Source organism: Streptomyces hypolithicus, assembly GCF_052934925.1.
Genome location: NZ_CM128811.1, coordinates 931,779 through 947,754, shown reverse-complemented (window position 1 = coordinate 947,754; position 15,976 = coordinate 931,779). Strand labels below are relative to the sequence as shown.

The following is a 15,976-nucleotide window of genomic DNA, read 5'->3' as shown; positions in this document are numbered from 1 at the left end:
GAGCACCACGCGCCTGACCACGCCTGACACCCCCGAGCGGGGCATCAGAGTTCCGTCAATACACGCTTGCCGCCGCCGCCCGTCCCCTTTGTCGGAATTTGGCACTGTAGCTTCACCAGAGTGGCCCCACCGGGCCGCGACGGCTGTCGGGAAGACAACGAGGCCATGGGACGCGGCAAACTTCGGATCTACCTCGGTGCGGCGCCGGGCGTCGGCAAGACGTACGCCATGCTCTCCGAGGCCCACCGCCGGGTCGAGCGCGGCACCGACTGCGTCGTCGCCTTCGTCGAGCACTACGACCGGCCACGCACCGAAGTGATGCTGCACGGCCTGGAGCAGATCCAGCGCCGCGAGATCGACTACCGCGGCACGGTCTTCACCGAGATGGACGTCGACGCGGTACTCGAACGCCGTCCCGCCGTCGCCTTCGTCGACGAACTGCCCCACACCAACGTCCCCGGCACCCGCAACGCCAAGCGCTGGCAGGACGTCGAAGAACTGCTCCAGGCCGGCATCGACGTCATATCCACGGTCAACATCCAGCACCTGGAGTCGCTCGGCGACGTTGTCGAGTCGATCACCGGCGTACGGCAGCGCGAGACGGTCCCCGACGAGGTCGTACGCCGCGCCGACCAGATCGAGCTCGTCGACATGTCGCCCCAGGCGCTGCACCGCCGCATGGCCCACGGCAACATCTACAAGCCCGACAAGGTCGACGCGGCGCTGTCCAACTACTTCCGCCCCGGCAACCTCACCGCGCTGCGCGAGTTGGCGCTGCTGTGGGTCGCCGACCGCGTCGATGAATACCTCCAGCAGTACCGCGGCGAGCACAACATCCGCTCCACCTGGCAAGCCCGCGAGCGCATCGTCGTCGGTCTCACCGGCGGACCGGAGGGCCGTACCCTCATCCGCCGCGCCTCACGCATGGCTGCCAAGGGCTCCGGCAGCGAGATCCTCGCCGTCTACATCGCCCGCAGCGACGGCCTGACCTCGGCCTCGCCCAAGGAACTCGCCGTACAGCGCACCCTCGTCGAAGACCTCGGCGGCACCTTCCACCACGTCATCGGCGACGACGTACCCACCGCCCTGCTGGAGTTCGCGCGCGGCGTCAACGCCACCCAGATCGTGCTCGGCTCCAGCCGCCGCAAGGCCTGGCAATACGTCTTCGGCCCCGGTGTCGGCGCCACCGTAGCCCGCGACTCCGGCCCCGACCTCGATGTCCACATCGTCACCCACGAACACGTCGCCAAGGGCCGGGGCCTGCCCGTCGCCCGCGCCACCCGCCTGGGCCGCGCCCGGCTCGTGGCCGGGTGGCTGGTCGGCGTGGCCGCGCCCGTCCTGCTGTCACTGCTGCTCACCGCGATGGAGAACGGCCCGGGGCTCGCCAACGACGTCCTGCTCTTCCTCTTCCTGACCGTCGCCTCCGCCCTGCTCGGCGGCCTGAAACCCGCCCTCGCCTCGGCCGCCGTCGGCTCGCTCCTGCTGAACTACTACTTCACCCCGCCCACCCACACCCTGACGATCTACGACCCCGAGAACCTCGTCGCCATCGTGATCTTCTTCGCGGTGGCCGTCTCGGTCGCCTCCGTGGTGGACCTCGCCGCACGCCGCACCCACCAGGCCGCCCGGCTGCGCGCCGAATCCGAGATCCTGTCCTTCCTGGCCGGCAGCGTCCTGCGCGGCGAGACCGCCCTGGACGCCCTCCTGGAGCGGGTCCGCGAGACCTTCGCCATGGAGTCCGTGGCCCTCCTGGAACGCGCGAGCGACGTAGACCCCTGGACCTGCGCCGGCAGCGTCGGACCCGGTGCGCCCGTGCGACCCGAGGACGCCGACGTGGACATGCCGGTCGGAGACCACATGGCGCTCGCCCTCTCCGGCCGGGTCCTGCCCGCCGAGGACCGCCGCGTGCTCGGCGCCTTCGCCGCTCAGGCCGCCGTCGTACTCGACCGGCAGCGCCTCGTCGGCGAGGCCGAGGGCGCCCGCAAACTCGCCGAGGGCAACCGCATCCGCACCGCCCTGCTCGCCGCCGTCAGCCACGACCTGCGCACCCCACTGGCCGCCATCAAGGCCGCCGTCACCTCGCTGCGCGCCGACGACGTGGCCTGGTCGGAGGCAGACCAGGCCGAGCTGCTCGAAGGCATCGAGGACGCCGCCGACCGACTCGACCACCTCGTCGGCAACCTTCTCGACATGTCCAGGCTGCAGACCGGCACCGTCACACCGCTCTTCCGCGAGACCGACCTCGACGAGGTCGTGCCGATGGCGCTCGTCGGCGTACCCGCCGAAAGCGTCGGCCTCGACATCCCCGAGACATTGCCGATGGTCGACGTCGACCGCGGTCTGCTGGAGCGCGCCGTCGCCAACATCGTGGAGAACGCCGTCAAGTACAGCCCCGGCGCCACCCCCGTCTCCGTCGCCGCGAGCGCGCTCGGCGACCGGGTCGAGCTGCGCGTGACGGACCGCGGCCCCGGTGTGCCCGACGACGCGAAGGAACGGATCTTCGAGCCGTTCCAGCGCTACGGAGACGCCCCCCGCGGAGCCGGAGTGGGCCTCGGACTCGCCGTCGCCCGCGGCTTCGTCGAGTCCATGGGGGGCACGCTGACCGCCGAAGACACCCCGGGCGGCGGCATGACCATGGTCCTCACGCTCAGGGCGGTCCCCGGCCACGCCCCGGTACGCCCCGACCTCGACAAGGTCACCTCGTGACGCCGGCCCCCGCAAACCCCGCTCTTGTTCCGCAGGTCCCGCAGAAAGGCAGGCATCCCATGACACGGGTGCTCGTGGTCGACGACGAGCCGCAGATCGTACGCGCCCTCGTGATCAATCTGAAGGCACGCAAGTACGAAGTGGACGCCGCCCACGACGGCGCCACCGCGCTCCAGCTCGCCGCCGCCCGCCACCCCGACGTGGTCGTCCTCGACCTCGGCCTGCCCGACATGGACGGCGTGGACGTCATCAGGGGGCTGCGCGGCTGGACCCGCGTACCCATCCTGGTGCTCTCCGCACGCCACAGCTCCGACGAGAAGGTCGAGGCACTCGACGCCGGGGCCGACGACTACGTCACCAAGCCCTTCGGCATGGACGAGCTGCTGGCCAGACTCCGCGCCTCGGTGCGCAGGGCCGAGCCGGCCGGCGCCGCCGAGGACGACGTGCTGGTGGAAGCGGGCGGCTTCACCGTCGACCTGGCCGCGAAGAAGGTGCACCGCGACGGCAGGGACGTACGGCTTACGCCCACCGAATGGCACCTCCTGGAGGTGCTCGTACGCAACACCGGCCGCCTCGTCAGCCAGAAGCAGCTCCTCCAGGAGGTCTGGGGGCCCTCGTACGGCACCGAGACGAACTACCTGCGGGTCTACATGGCCCAGCTGCGCCGCAAGCTGGAGGCCGACCCCTCGCATCCCCAGCACTTCGTCACCGAGGCCGGCATGGGATACCGCTTCGAGCGGTGACGCGGGAACGGTGCTGCGAGCGGTGATCGCCGAGCGCTGCTGCGAGCGCTGCTGCGAGCGGTGATCGGAGTGATCCGGCCGCGCCCACTGCCCGGTACGCTTCCTGTATGAGTGCCGTACCTCGTTCGGAGAAGCCCGCGGGCCGGTTCCGTCGCATACTCGACCGGCTGTCCACCTCGCAGGAGGAACTGCACTCCGCGGAGCTGCAGGAGGCCGCCCAGGCCGCCGGATGTTCCCGCATCTGCGACTGCGGCGACCGCCAGGTCGTCAAAGTGACTGGTACCTTGCGCACAGTCACCCTGCGTCCCAGGGCCGGTGTGCCCGCCCTGGAGGCGGAACTGTTCGACGGCACCGCGCCGCTGGACGTGGTGTGGCTCGGCCGCCGTTCCATCGTGGGCATAGAGCCGGGCCGCAGACTCATCGCCTCGGGCCGGATCTCCATGAGTCACGGCCGCCGGGTGCTGTTCAACCCCAAATACGAACTCCGACCGCTCGGACAGGAGTAGCCGGTGACGTCACTCGACAAGCCGACCGCGACGGATCACGACAGCGAAGCAGAACCTCAGCAGCCTCACGACACGAAAGCCGTCACGGAGGCCGCCCTGTTCGAGGCCTTCGGCGGCCTCAGGGGCATGGTGGAGACCGTGCTCCCCGGCCTGCTGTTCGTGACCATCTTCACGATCAACAAGGATCTGCACGTATCGGCCATCGCCGCCCTCGCGGTGTCCTTGCTGCTCGTCGCCGTACGGCTGATCCGCCGGGACACCGTCAAGCACGCCTTCAGCGGAGTCTTCGGAGTCGCCTTCGGCGTCGTCTTCGCGATGATGACCGGCAACGCCAAGGACTTCTACCTGCCCGGCATGATCTACACGCTGGGCCTCGCGCTCGCGTACATCGTGACGACGCTGGCGGGTGTCCCGCTGATCGGCCTGATCCTCGGCCCGATCTTCAAGGAGAACCTCTCCTGGCGTACGCGCAATCCCGGCCGCAAGAAGGCGTACGCGAAGGCCAGCTGGGCCTGGGGCCTGATCCTGCTGGCCAAGTGCGCGATCCTCTTCCCGCTCTACTGGTGGGCCGACACCGCCCAGCTCGGCTGGGTGCTGATCGCGCTGAAGATCCCGCCGTTCCTGCTCGCGGTCTACCTGACCTGGCTCTTCCTGGCGAAGGCGCCGCCGCCCATCGACGTGTTCGCGGAGATGGAATCCGAAGAGAAGGCGGCGAAGGCCGAGAAGGCCGAGAAGGCCGAGAAGGCCGAGAAGGAGCGCAAGGCGGCCGCCGCTGCCGCCGCCGCGTCGCAGCGCGAGGTCTGATCTCCCGTACGTACCCGTACACGTGAGTGGGGCCCGGAACCGGGACGCAGGCCGGTTCCGGGCCCCACTCACGCGCGTACCGCCGTCAGCCCGAAGCCCCTTCCTTACGCACCGACAGCAGGTCCTCCAGCTGCTCCTCGCGCGCCTGAGCGGCCACGAACAGCAGCTCGTCGCCCGCCTCCAGGGTCTCTTCCTGGCTCGGAGTGAGCACGCGCGTACCGCGGATGATGGTGACCAGCGAGGTGTCCTCCGGCCAGGCCACGTCCCCGACCTGCGTGCCGGCCAGCGCCGACTCGGGCGGCAGGGTCAGCTCGACGAGGTTCGCGTCGCCGTGGCTGAAGCGGAGCAGCCGTACGAGATCGCCGACGCTCACCGCCTCCTCGACCAGGGCCGACATCAGACGCGGCGTGGACACCGCCACGTCGACGCCCCAGGCCTCGGTGAACAGCCACTCGTTCTTCGGGTTGTTGACGCGGGCGACGACCCGCGGGACGGCGTACTCCGTCTTGGCGAGCAGCGACACGACCAGGTTGACCTTGTCGTCGCCGGTCGCCGCGATCACGACGTTGCAGCGCTGCAAAGCAGCCTCGTCGAGCGAGGTGATCTCGCAGGCGTCGGCCAGCAGCCACTCCGCGAGCGGCACCCGCTCCACCGAGATGGCGGTCGGCGCCTTGTCGATGAGGAGGATCTCGTGCCCGTTCTCCAGGAGCTCGCCCGCGATGGAACGCCCCACCGCACCGGCCCCGGCAATAGCGACCCTCATCCGTGACCGCCTTCCTCGGGGCCCTGCGAGCAGGCCGCCTCGACCTTCGCGATCTCGTCCGTACGCATCATCACGTGGACGAGGTCGCCCTCCTGGAGCACCGTCTGGGACGTCGGCAGCACGGCCTCGCCCAGCCGGGTGAGGAACGCGACGCGCACGCCGGTCTCCTCCTGCAGTTTGCTGATCTTGTGCCCGATCCAGGCGGCCGAGGTGTGCACCTCGGCGAGCTGCACACCGCCGCTCGGGTCGCGCCACAGCGGCTCGGCGCCCGACGGCAGCAGCCTGCGCAGCATCTGGTCGGCGGTCCAGCGGACCGTGGCGACCGTGGGGATGCCCAGGCGCTGGTAGACCTCGGCGCGGCGCGGGTCGTAGATCCGGGCCGCGACGTTCTCGATCGCGAACATCTCGCGGGCCACCCGGGCCGCGATGATGTTCGAGTTGTCGCCGCTGCTCACCGCGGCGAACGCACCGGCTTCCTCGATGCCCGCCTCACGGAGGGTGTCCTGGTCGAATCCGACGCCGGTGACCCTGCGGCCACCGAAACCCGATCCCAGACGGCGGAAGGCCGTGGGGTCCTGGTCGATCACGGCGACCGTGTGCCCCTGTTGCTCCAGGGTCTGCGCGAGAGCGGCTCCCACTCGCCCGCAGCCCATGATGACGACGTGCATCGTCCCGTTACCCCGCACTCCTGGTCGCCCGGCTGACCTGCGTAAACACCCTGCTCACATCTTCCTTCTCGGCTCACCGGGGGTGGCACGGGGCACCACTGCCCGGTACTGCCTCGCCCCTGTCTTCGTCCACCGTAGCGGCAACTCCGAACGCGTCATCGATCACATCGCGCATCTCGTGGTCGGCCGAGGGGGGTGGTGGGTGGGCGGCGCCCATATCGAGCGCTTACGATCCTCTGCGTGTCCAAACTGACCGACGTGCCCAAACGGATCCTGATCGGCCGGGCGCTGCGAAGCGACAGGCTGGGAGAAACACTCCTCCCCAAGCGCATCGCACTTCCCGTCTTCGCCTCCGACCCGCTCTCGTCCGTGGCGTACGCCCCCGGAGAAGTCCTCCTGGTGCTCTCGATCGCGGGTGTGTCGGCGTACCACTTCAGCCCGTGGATCGCGGTCGCCGTCGTGGTCCTGATGTTCACGGTGGTGGCCTCCTACCGCCAGAACGTGCACGCCTACCCGAGCGGCGGCGGTGACTACGAGGTCGCCAACACCAACCTCGGCCCCAAGGCCGGCCTGACCGTGGCCAGCGCCCTGCTCGTCGACTACGTCCTGACCGTCGCCGTGTCGATCTCCTCGGGGGTGGAGAACCTCGGTTCCGCGATCCCCTTCGTCATCGAGCACAAGGTGCTGTGCGCCATCGGCATCATCGTGGTGCTGACGCTCATGAACCTGCGCGGAGTCCGCGAGTCAGGCAAGCTCTTCGCAATCCCGACGTACGTCTTCGTGGCCGGCGTCTTCATCATGATCGCCTGGGGCGCGTACCGGGGAATCGTCGCCGGCGACGACATGAACGCCCCCACCGCCGGCTTCGAGATCAAGGCCGAGGAGCAGGGCCTGGCGGGCTTCGCGCTCGTCTTCCTGCTGCTGCGCGCCTTCTCCTCCGGCTGCGCCGCCCTGACCGGTGTCGAGGCGATCAGCAACGGCGTGCCGGCCTTCCGTAAGCCCAAGAGCAAGAACGCCGCCACGACGCTGGCGCTGATGGGCGGCCTGGCCGTCACCATGTTCTGCGGCATCATCGGCCTCGCCATGGCCACCGACGTCAAGATGGCCGAGCACCCGGCGAAGGACCTCCTCGTCGACGGCAAGGCGGTCGGCGAGGACTACGTCCAGAACCCGGTGATCTCACAGGTCGCGGCAGCGGTCTTCGGTGACGGAACGTTCTTCTTCGTGCTGCTCGCCGCGGCCACCGCGCTCGTCCTGTTCCTGGCCGCCAACACGGCGTACAACGGCTTCCCGCTGCTCGGCTCGATCCTCGCGCAGGACCGCTACCTGCCGCGCCAGCTGCACACCCGCGGCGACCGCCTCGCCTTCTCCAACGGCATCGTGCTGCTGGCGGGCGCCGCGATCCTGCTCGTGTGGCTGTACGGCGCCGACTCGACCAAGCTCATCCAGCTCTACATCGTCGGCGTCTTCGTCTCCTTCACGCTCAGCCAGACCGGCATGGTGCGGCACTGGAACCGCCACCTGCGCACCGAGAAGGACCCGGCGGTGCGCCGCCGCATGATCCGCTCCCGCGCGATCAACACCTTCGGCGCGTTCTTCACCGGCCTGGTGCTCGTCGTCGTACTGGCCACGAAGTTCACCCACGGGGCATGGGTCGCGCTGCTCGGCATGGTGATCTTCTACGGGACGATGAGCGCGATCCGTAAGCACTACGACCGGGTCTCCGAGGAGATCGCGGCCGACGAGGGCCCCTCCGACGACAGTGTCCGGCCGTCGCGGGTCCACTCCATCGTCCTGGTCTCCAAGGTCCACAAGCCCACGCTGCGGGCCCTGGCCTTCGCCAAGCTGACGCGCTCGGACCACCTGGAGGCGCTGAGCATCAGCGTGGACCCGGTCGAGACGAAGGCGCTGAAGGACGAGTGGGAGCGGCGCGGCATCAACGTACCGCTGAAGATCCTGGACTCGCCGTACCGCGAGATCACCCGGCCGATCATCGACTACGTGAAGGGGCTGCGCCGCGAGAGCCCGCGGGACGCGATCAGCGTCTACATCCCGGAGTACGTGGTCGGGCACTGGTACGAGCACCTGCTGCACAACCAGAGCGCGCTGCGGCTCAAGGGCCGGCTGCTGTTCACGCCGGGGGTGATGGTGACCTCGGTGCCGTACCAGCTGGAGTCCTCGGAGCTCGCGAAGAAGCGGGCGAAGAAGCGCCAGGACTGGAACGCGCCGGGTGCGGTGCGGCGAGGCCCGGTGGACCGCCGCCCGAAGGAACCGACGGGCAAGCGCTGACCGTACGTACTCCGCTTCTGTGGACTCCGCTTCGCTGTGGTGAACGGCCGGACGACTCCCACGTAGACTGGTGGGCTGTTGTCCGGCCGTACCCCTTTGATCTCTGGAGTCACCCCGTCATGCAGTCAGAATCCAAGGAAACGGCACGGTCCGCGGAGTCGGGGGAGTCGGTGGAGAAGTCCCTCGTCGGCACCGAGTACGAGGTCGAGGTCGGCCCGGTCGCCCACGGCGGCCACTGCATCGCCCGCACCGAAGAGGGCCGCGTGCTGTTCGTACGTCACACGCTGCCCGGCGAGAAGGTCCGCGCCCGCGTGACGGACGGCGGCGAGACCTCCCGATACCTGCGCGCCGACGCGGTCGAGATCATCGAGGCGTCCAAGGACCGCATCGAGGCCCCCTGCCCGTACGCCGGCCCTGGCAAGTGCGGCGGCTGCGACTGGCAGCACGCCAAGCCGGGTGCGCAGCGCCGTCTCAAGGGCGAGGTCGTCGCCGAACAGCTCATGCGTCTCGCGGGCCTCACGCCGGAGGAGGCGGGCTGGGACGGCACGGTCATGCCGGCCCCCGGCGACAAGCTGCCGCAGGGCGAGGTGCCGGCGTGGCGCACGCGCCTGCAGTACGCCGTGGACGCGGACGGCCGCGCGGGCCTGCGCAAGCACCGCTCGCACGACGTACAGCCCGTCGACCACTGCCTGATCGCGGCGCCGGGCGTGAGCGAGCTGGGCATCGAGAAGTGCGACTGGCCGCAGATGGCGTCGGTCGAGGCCGTCTCCGCGACCGGATCCAGCGACCGCCAGGTCATTCTGACCCCGGCGCCGGGCGGCCGCCTTCCCCTCGTCGAACTCGACAAGCCGGTCTCGGTGCTCCGCGTCGAGGAGAAGGACGGCGGCGTACACCGCGTCCACGGCCGTGCCTTCGTGCGCGAGCGGGCGGACGGGCGGACGTACCGCGTCGGCATGGGCGGCTTCTGGCAGGTCCACCCGCAGGGCCCCGACCTCCTCATCAAGGCGGTCATGCAGGGCCTGATGCCGAGGAAGGGCGAGTCGGCGCTCGACCTGTACTGCGGCGTCGGCCTGTTCGCGGGCGCGATCGCGGAGCGCATCGGCGACCAGGGCGCCGTGCTGGGCATCGAGTCCGGCAAGCGCGCGGTGGAGGACGCCCGGCACAACCTCCAGGACATGGAGCACGTACGCATCGAGCACGGCAAGGTCGAGCAGGTGCTGCCGCGCACGGGCATCACCGAGACCAACCTCATCGTCCTCGACCCGCCGCGCGCCGGCGCCGGCAAGCAGACGGTCAAGCACCTGGCCTCACTGGGCGCCCGCCGTATCGCCTACGTCGCCTGCGACCCGGCAGCCCTGGCCCGCGACCTGGCGTACTTCCGCGAGGCGGGCTACAAGCCGAGGACACTGCGGGCGTTCGACCTGTTCCCGATGACCCACCACGTGGAGTGCGTCGCGATCCTTGAACCCATCACAAAGGGCGCCTGACCTGCGGGTTCGGGTGGTGTGCGTTATGTGCGGTGTGGGCGTTACGGGCGATATCTTGACGCTGAAATGACGCTCTCCAAGGCATCTTGACGCTCCTTTGACGCTCGTTCTGATGGACCGTCAGGTGTCGTGCTCCGCTGGTCAGACCGGCTGCGGGCTGCACGGCTGCGAAGGATTGCCGGGAGATTTGAGGTGCGAAACGGCCTTTTCGATCACTGTGCGTAGCACTCAGCAGGTTCTTCGTCTGCTGGTGGTGCAGGCAAGGAACCACCCCTGACCAGCAGGAATGACGGTCCTTCGCGTCTATCGGGCGGTGTTGGCCCGCGTATGGTCCGGATCTTGGCGGAACTGGCGGTGCGGCAGAAGACGTCGAACCTCGACGGCGCAGATGGCGGCCGGAGGGCTATCGAGCGTGGTCCTGCTCCAGACGGTTCCACTTAGTACTGCAACCGCATGTGGCGTGACAGGGCGCCGTCTTGGTCGTTGGACTGACTGTGTGATGAATCGCTGACGGTCGCGCAGATCGAGAACTGGTCCGAGGGGATAGCCGATCTTCATGCTCGCTTTGCGGGCCGTTTCGGCAGGTCGGAGCCGCGTGAGCGGGCGCTGGACTACCTGAGTACGTTGCTCGCACCGCTGGAGAAGAAAAACGGGTGGACGCTGGCCGAGCAGGCTGGCCAGCGTCGCCCCGACGGTTTCCAGCGGCTGCTGAACTTCGCCGACTGGGACGAGAATGCCGTCCGTGACGACGTGCGTGACTTCGTCGTCGAGACGATCGGCGCCAAGGACGCGGTGCTGATCGGGGACGACACCGGCTTCCTGAAGAAGGGCGTCAAGTCGGCCGGTGTCCAGCGGCAGTACTCCGGAACGGCCGGCCGCACGGAAAATTGTCAGATCGGCACGTTCCTGGCCTACGCCTCCGTGAAAGGCCGGGCGCTGATCGACCGGGAACTGTATGTCCCCGCCTCCTGGACCGATGACCGCGAGCGGTGCAGGCAGGCCGGGATCGGTGACGAGGTGCCCTTCGCCACGAAGATCGAGCATTTCAAGTGGATGCTGCAACGCGTGATCGACGCCCGTGTCCCCTTCGCCTGGGTCACTGCGGATGAGGCATACGGCCAGGTCAAACACATGCGGGCCTGGCTGGAGGAACGGCACGTCGCCTATGTACTGGCCACCAAGGTCAACGACATCGTGACCACCACCGATGGTGCGGTCGCCGAGGTGCGCGACCTGATCACCGCAGTGCCCCGGCAGAGATGGAAGCGGATCTCCGCCGGAGCGGGCGCGCACGGTCAGCGGTTCTACGACTGGGCCCGGATCGCTGTCCGCCCGCAGTGGCAGGACGGCTTCGGGCACTGGGTCCTGGCCCGCCGCAGCATCAGCGACCCCGCCGAGATCGCCTACTACGTCTGCTACGGCCCCGCCACCTCCCGGCTGAAAGACCTGGTCAGAACCGCTGGCGCACGGTGGCAGGTGGAGGAATGCTTCCAGATCGCCAAGGGCGAATGCGGCCTGGACCACTACCAAGTTCGTCTCTACCGGGCCTGGTACCGGCACATCACCCTCGCGATGGCCGCCCTCGCCTACCTGACCGCCACCCGTGCCGCAGAAGCCACAAAAGGGGCAGCCGAGACGACGAGCAAGACCTCATACCCCTCAGCGTCCCGGAGATCCGCCGGATGATCGGGCACGTCGTCATCACGCCCCGCTGCCACGACAACGAGCACCGTCTCCGCTGGTCACACTTCCGACGCCGCAGCCAGGCCCGAGCCCGCCGCTGTCACTACCAACGCCGAGGCCAAAACCCACACATGCGGTTGCAGTATTAGTCCCACATGGCACAGGTCGTAGAGAGCGTGTCTTGCCGTCCAGACAGTCCAGGTCGGGGGTGTGCGCGTAGGTCAGGGCTTTGTGGTCGAGGTGCGTCAATCCTGTTGGTGAGACCTGTGTGAGAGCGCGTGAGAGTGGAGGGATCCCCGTCGGTTGGTTCCGGCGGGGATCCCGCGGGTGGCGGCAGATCGTGCCAGGGCGTGGTGTTGGGCGCTGGATCAGCACGCCGTTGAGCACGGGGGTGCCGATGTCTTCCTTCGGCGCGGAGAGGGGTAGGGGATGTGCTCATAGAAGCAGCACGTCCCCTACCCATTTGCCGCTCGGTCGGCCGCGGGCGTACGCGGTCCTCACGGGATCGGCGGAGCGAGCCCGACCGCTGCCTCTTACTGACCTTTCCGATGGGTGGTCGGCGGGGCGCTTCCGCCCGGTCCGGTCGCCTCTGGTGTGTCCGAAAGGGGACTTTCTTTGATGCTTGTCAGTGGTCGTTCAAGAGTCGTGTCTGAGGATTTCAGCTGATGATCGCGACGGGAGCGTCCCATGCGTTGCGGTCGACCGTGATGGTGTAGCCACCGCGAGTTTCCTTGCTGTTGACCATGTACTGGTGGCCGCGGCTGTGGTTGGTGAACTGTGCGGGGTTCCACGGCCAGTCCGTGGTGGTCGTGTTCTTCTTGTCCCACAACGCGTACCAGAGGTTTCCCGGCAGGTCTGTCTTGTTTGGGGCAGTGGCGATGGCCTTGGCGCTGGAGCTGCTGAAGCCGTAGAAGCCACCACGGTAAGTGGCACCGCGCAGCGTTTTGGTGAAGGAGCGCACGTAGGTCAGGGTGGCGTCATTGCATGCCTTGTCGGTGATGTCGTACGACTCCATGTTCAGGTAGATCGGGCTGCCGGCTTTCATCCCGAGCGCTGACGCCTTGGCCACCGCGTCCTTGGCGTTACTCGCGCCGAGGGAGGCGGCCGTTGAAGAGGTGAACCTTTCCGGGTTCGCACTCTTCTGGCAGGGCGGCTGGGCCCCCACGTAAAGCGGTATGAGCTTCCAGCCGGAGGCGTTGACCGACTTCACCCAGGACGCGGTCAGGTTGGGCTGTGCGCAGCCGCGGTTCTTTCCGCCGATGTAGACGGCGGCGGCGCCGTAGGGCCCCGGTTTCCACGCTCTCATCGCGTTGAGCGAGGGCGCGGTGCATGTGTCGAACGCTCCGCCGGTGTACGTCTTCTGCGCAGGCCAGACGGGGGCTGCGGTGGCTGCCTGTGCCGCGATTCCGGCACCTGCGACCACGACAACACCCGAAGTCGCCCATGCAATGTAACGGCTCCTTTTGGACAGCCGGTGTTTGGACATTCCCCACCCATTCATAGTGCGGCTCACGGCCGCATCCCGGGCGCCTGAACCGTTCCGGGTTCGGTAGAGGCTCTAGATTGTGGCTTTGACCTGCGGTTCTTGCGAGTTTTGGTAGTGGATGGCTTCGTATTCGGAGGGTGGGACGTGGCCTATCTCACCGTGGAGTCGACGATGGTTGTACCAGTCGACGTACTCGGCGGTGGCCAGCTCGATGTCGCTCAGGGCTTTCCAGGGCCGCTGCGGCTTGATGAGTTCGGTTTTGTAGAGCCCGATGGTCGATTCCATCAGGGCGTTGTCGAGGGCGTCTCCGACGGTGCCGATGGACGCGGCGATCTGTTCGGCGGCCAGGTGGGTGGCGAGACGGAAGCTGGTGTATTGCTTGGGTTCAAGGAGTCGTCGCAACACTTCCGCTTTGTGTCGATAGTAGGTGACTGTCGAGAGTCTCGGCTGGGGTCCTCCAGCCAAGGGTCTTGCGAGGTCTGCTGTTAAGGGCGGCGGCGACGGCGGCGAGGTCTTCGCGGGTGTGCCTGCTGAGGTCGGTGCCCTTCGGGAAGTACTGCCGTAGCAGGCCGTTGGTATTCTCATTGGTTCCGCGCTGCCAGGGGCTGTGCGGGTCGGCGAAGTAGATCTCCAGACCTGTGTCGATGCGGAGCAGGGCGTGCTGCGCCAGTTCCGAACCCTGGTCCCAGGTAAGGGACTTGCGGAGCTGGGAGGGAAGGTCGACGATCACTTCCGCGAGGGCTGCACGTACGGCCTCGGCTCCGTGACCGGCAAGCGCGGGGCCGTTCTTGGTCCGTGGGCCGCCGTGGCCGGGCATCGGCGGCAGGTGCAACAGCATCGTGAACCTGCTGCTGCGTTCCACCAGGGTGCCGATCGCGGAGCTGTTCAGGCCGATGATGAGGTCGCCCTCCCAGTGGCCGGGGACCGCCCGGTCCTCCACCTCAGCCGGCCGCTGACTGATCAGCACCTCCTCGGTGACGAATTTCTTCCCCCGGCCAGCGGTGCGGGCCCGGGGCACTCGTAGGGCTCGGCCGGTACGCAGGCAGGCGACGAGTTCACGCTTCAGCCCGCCGCGGCCCTGGACGTAGAGCGCCTGGTAGACCGCCTCGTGCGAGATACGCATGGACTCATCATCGGGGAAGTCGACCCTCAGCCGGTTGGATATCTGCTGTGGGCTCCACGATGTGGCCCAACGGCGGTCCTGACGCCTCGGCTTGTTCCGTCCCTTCCACCGCGATACCGCGGGCCCCGGCGCAGGTGCACCGTCCTGGTAGCGGATCTCTCCGGCCAGGCGGTCCTGGACGTACTCGTGCAGCCGCTCGTTGCCGGCCAGCTTGGACAGTTTCGGCCGCTGCGCGGCCAGTTCGGCCTTCCACTGCGCGATCGACGCCCGGTAGGCGAGCTGTCCATTGCGGGTGGCGGCGTTGCGCCGCAGTTCCCGCGAAATCGTCGAAGGGGTCCTGCCCAGCCTGCGGGCGATCTCCCGGACCCCGGCGTCCTGAGCCTTCAGCAGAGCGATCTCTTCACGCTCTTCGAAGGAGAGATACCTGCCCGACACCGGGCCAATCTGGATCGACGGCATCCCGCCACGTTCCCGGAACCACCGAGTTCCCACGGGCCCCGACACGCCGCACGCGATCGCCGCATCCTCACTGGTCAGCCCCTCAGCAATCTTCTTCCAGAAGACACGCTCCACATCCCGACGAATCGGCGGTCTGCCCGGCGATCGCATCGCCGGGCGCCCTGTTACCGCCGTCGTCCACCCAGTCGGCCGTCCCATCGGACACCTCCACGATCAAGGTGTTGCGACGACCGGTTGAATCCGCCTTGAGATCCGGCATCGGAATGATGTATCAACTCCCTTGCGGTAACGGGGTTTCCGGACCGGTCGCGTTGCCACAGACCCATTTCCAGTGCGGACAGCACCAGCGGGGTCTGCTTGTTCGTCGCTGCGGACCAGCCGACGATCCGGCGGGAGTAGGTGTCGACGAGGAACGCGACGTAGACGGTGCCGGACCAGGTGGCCACGTAGGTGAAGTCCGCGACCCACACCCGGTTGGGAGCACTGGCCACGAACTGCCGGCTGAGCCGGTCCGGGGCACGCTCGGCTTCTTTGTCCGCCACCGTGGTGACGACTTTCTTCCCTCGCACCGCCCCCACCAGACCTTCGGCCTTCATCAGCCGCTCGACGGTGCACCGGGCCACCTGATGGCCCCGGCGTTTGAGCTCGGCCCAGATTTTGCGGGCTCCGTAGACGCTGTAGTTGTCCCGGTAGATACTGACGATCAGCGGCGCGAGTTCCGCGTCCCGCAGGGCGCGGGCCGACACGGGACGTTTCTTGTACGCGTAGTAGGTGGACGGGTGGATGCTGCAGTCGTGCTCGGTGAGCGTCCTGCAGATCGGCTCGACTCCGCCGAAGCGGTCCCGGTACTCGTCGATGAACGCTACGAGCGTGTGTGTGGCCGGTCGAGCTCGGCCGCGAAGAAACTCGCTGCGGCCTTCAGGATGTCGTTCGCCCGCTTCAGCTCGGCGACCTCCTTCTTGAGGGCCTTGAGCTGGGCGGATTCCTCCGTCGTGGTCCCGTTCCGGGCGCCGGCGTCGACCTCGGCCTGCCGCACCCAGTTCCGCAGGGACTCAGGCCCGATGTCGAGCTTCGCGCCGATCGAGCGGATCGCCGCGGACTCCGTCTTGTACTGATCACGAGTCTCCAGGACCAGACGCACGGCCCGCTCCTTGAGCTCCTTCGGGTATTGCTTCGCCATAACGGACTCGATCCTTCCAAAAGATCGAGCCTCGATCAAACCCGGAACGGTTCACCCAGATCCACGGTCGGGTGATGTT

General features: G+C 68.0%; 14 protein-coding genes. 7 read left to right on the top strand and 7 right to left on the bottom strand.

Going from position 1 to position 15,976, the window contains the following annotated elements:
- Positions 1-165: 165 nt before the first annotated feature.
- The 4 genes from ACU6WZ_RS04525 to ACU6WZ_RS04510 all read left to right on the top strand — a co-directional run bounded on the left by ACU6WZ_RS04525 (position 166) and on the right by ACU6WZ_RS04510 (position 4,759).
- A complete protein-coding gene (locus ACU6WZ_RS04525) occupies positions 166-2,706 on the top strand; it encodes an ATP-binding protein (RefSeq protein WP_447031812.1) in 2,541 nt (846 codons plus the stop codon).
- A 59-nt stretch (positions 2,707-2,765) separates the two neighbouring features.
- On the top strand, positions 2,766-3,449 hold the full coding sequence (locus ACU6WZ_RS04520) for a response regulator (protein ID WP_447031811.1): 684 nt from the start codon (positions 2,766-2,768) through the stop codon (positions 3,447-3,449).
- A 107-nt stretch (positions 3,450-3,556) separates the two neighbouring features.
- Complete coding sequence (locus tag ACU6WZ_RS04515) at positions 3,557-3,955, top strand: OB-fold nucleic acid binding domain-containing protein (RefSeq protein ID WP_447031810.1); 399 nt, start codon at positions 3,557-3,559, stop codon at positions 3,953-3,955.
- A gap of 3 nt (positions 3,956-3,958) precedes the next feature.
- Positions 3,959-4,759 (top strand): DUF3159 domain-containing protein, encoded by an 801-nt coding sequence (locus tag ACU6WZ_RS04510; protein ID WP_447031809.1) that lies wholly within the window; start codon positions 3,959-3,961, stop codon positions 4,757-4,759.
- An 85-nt stretch (positions 4,760-4,844) separates the two neighbouring features.
- Here ACU6WZ_RS04510 and ACU6WZ_RS04505 read toward each other — a convergent pair whose 3' ends face one another.
- Positions 4,845-5,522 carry a potassium channel family protein gene (locus tag ACU6WZ_RS04505; RefSeq protein ID WP_447031808.1) on the bottom strand — a complete coding sequence of 226 codons (678 nt, stop codon included), beginning with the start codon at positions 5,520-5,522 and terminating at the stop codon, positions 4,845-4,847.
- Positions 5,519-6,190 (bottom strand): potassium channel family protein, encoded by a 672-nt coding sequence (locus tag ACU6WZ_RS04500; RefSeq protein WP_447031807.1) that lies wholly within the window; start codon positions 6,188-6,190, stop codon positions 5,519-5,521. The genes ACU6WZ_RS04505 and ACU6WZ_RS04500 overlap by 4 nt, the downstream gene beginning before the upstream one ends.
- A 240-nt stretch (positions 6,191-6,430) precedes the next feature.
- Between ACU6WZ_RS04500 and ACU6WZ_RS04495 the strand changes: the two genes are divergently transcribed.
- The 3 genes from ACU6WZ_RS04495 (at position 6,431) to ACU6WZ_RS04485 (ending at position 11,652) form a co-directional block, all read left to right on the top strand.
- Positions 6,431-8,479, top strand: a complete 2,049-nt coding sequence (locus ACU6WZ_RS04495) for an APC family permease (protein ID WP_447031806.1) — start codon at positions 6,431-6,433, stop codon at positions 8,477-8,479.
- A 119-nt stretch (positions 8,480-8,598) separates the two neighbouring features.
- On the top strand, positions 8,599-9,966 hold the full coding sequence (locus tag ACU6WZ_RS04490; RefSeq protein WP_447031805.1) for a class I SAM-dependent RNA methyltransferase: 1,368 nt from the start codon (positions 8,599-8,601) through the stop codon (positions 9,964-9,966).
- A gap of 522 nt (positions 9,967-10,488) precedes the next feature.
- Positions 10,489-11,652, top strand: coding sequence for an IS701 family transposase (locus tag ACU6WZ_RS04485; RefSeq protein WP_185302568.1), 1,164 nt, complete (start codon positions 10,489-10,491; stop codon positions 11,650-11,652).
- Positions 11,653-12,307: 655 nt separating this feature from the next.
- Here the strand turns inward: ACU6WZ_RS04485 and ACU6WZ_RS04480 are convergent.
- From ACU6WZ_RS04480 to ACU6WZ_RS04460, 5 genes are all read right to left on the bottom strand, one after another.
- The gene (locus tag ACU6WZ_RS04480; RefSeq protein WP_447031804.1) at positions 12,308-13,135 is read right to left on the bottom strand and encodes a glycoside hydrolase domain-containing protein; all 828 of its coding nucleotides are present in this window, start codon (positions 13,133-13,135) and stop codon (positions 12,308-12,310) included.
- A gap of 72 nt (positions 13,136-13,207) precedes the next feature.
- Positions 13,208-13,540, bottom strand: a complete 333-nt coding sequence (locus ACU6WZ_RS04475; RefSeq protein WP_447029502.1) for an integrase core domain-containing protein — start codon at positions 13,538-13,540, stop codon at positions 13,208-13,210.
- Positions 13,521-14,915 (bottom strand): IS30 family transposase, encoded by a 1,395-nt coding sequence (locus tag ACU6WZ_RS04470; RefSeq protein ID WP_447029501.1) that lies wholly within the window; start codon positions 14,913-14,915, stop codon positions 13,521-13,523. The genes ACU6WZ_RS04475 and ACU6WZ_RS04470 overlap by 20 nt, the downstream gene beginning before the upstream one ends.
- Positions 14,882-15,574 carry an IS3 family transposase gene (locus ACU6WZ_RS04465; protein ID WP_447033851.1) on the bottom strand — a complete coding sequence of 231 codons (693 nt, stop codon included), beginning with the start codon at positions 15,572-15,574 and terminating at the stop codon, positions 14,882-14,884. The genes ACU6WZ_RS04470 and ACU6WZ_RS04465 overlap by 34 nt, the downstream gene beginning before the upstream one ends.
- Positions 15,575-15,579: 5 nt before the next feature.
- Positions 15,580-15,897, bottom strand: coding sequence for a transposase (locus ACU6WZ_RS04460; RefSeq protein ID WP_447029756.1), 318 nt, complete (start codon positions 15,895-15,897; stop codon positions 15,580-15,582).
- Positions 15,898-15,976 lie beyond the last annotated feature (79 nt).

Coding starts and splice junctions, on each gene's coding strand:
- ACU6WZ_RS04500 (WP_447031807.1), bottom strand. CDS start 6,190: ATGCACGTCGTCATCATGGGCTGCGGGCGAGTGGGAGCCGCTCTCGCG.
- ACU6WZ_RS04490 (WP_447031805.1), top strand. CDS start 8,599: ATGCAGTCAGAATCCAAGGAAACGGCACGGTCCGCGGAGTCGGGGGAG.
- ACU6WZ_RS04480 (WP_447031804.1), bottom strand. CDS start 13,135: ATGTCCAAACACCGGCTGTCCAAAAGGAGCCGTTACATTGCATGGGCG.
- ACU6WZ_RS04460 (WP_447029756.1), bottom strand. CDS start 15,897: ATGGCGAAGCAATACCCGAAGGAGCTCAAGGAGCGGGCCGTGCGTCTG.
- ACU6WZ_RS04515 (WP_447031810.1), top strand. CDS start 3,557: ATGAGTGCCGTACCTCGTTCGGAGAAGCCCGCGGGCCGGTTCCGTCGC.
- ACU6WZ_RS04505 (WP_447031808.1), bottom strand. CDS start 5,522: ATGAGGGTCGCTATTGCCGGGGCCGGTGCGGTGGGGCGTTCCATCGCG.
- ACU6WZ_RS04525 (WP_447031812.1), top strand. CDS start 166: ATGGGACGCGGCAAACTTCGGATCTACCTCGGTGCGGCGCCGGGCGTC.
- ACU6WZ_RS04520 (WP_447031811.1), top strand. CDS start 2,766: ATGACACGGGTGCTCGTGGTCGACGACGAGCCGCAGATCGTACGCGCC.
- ACU6WZ_RS04470 (WP_447029501.1), bottom strand. CDS start 14,915: ATGGGACGGCCGACTGGGTGGACGACGGCGGTAACAGGGCGCCCGGCG.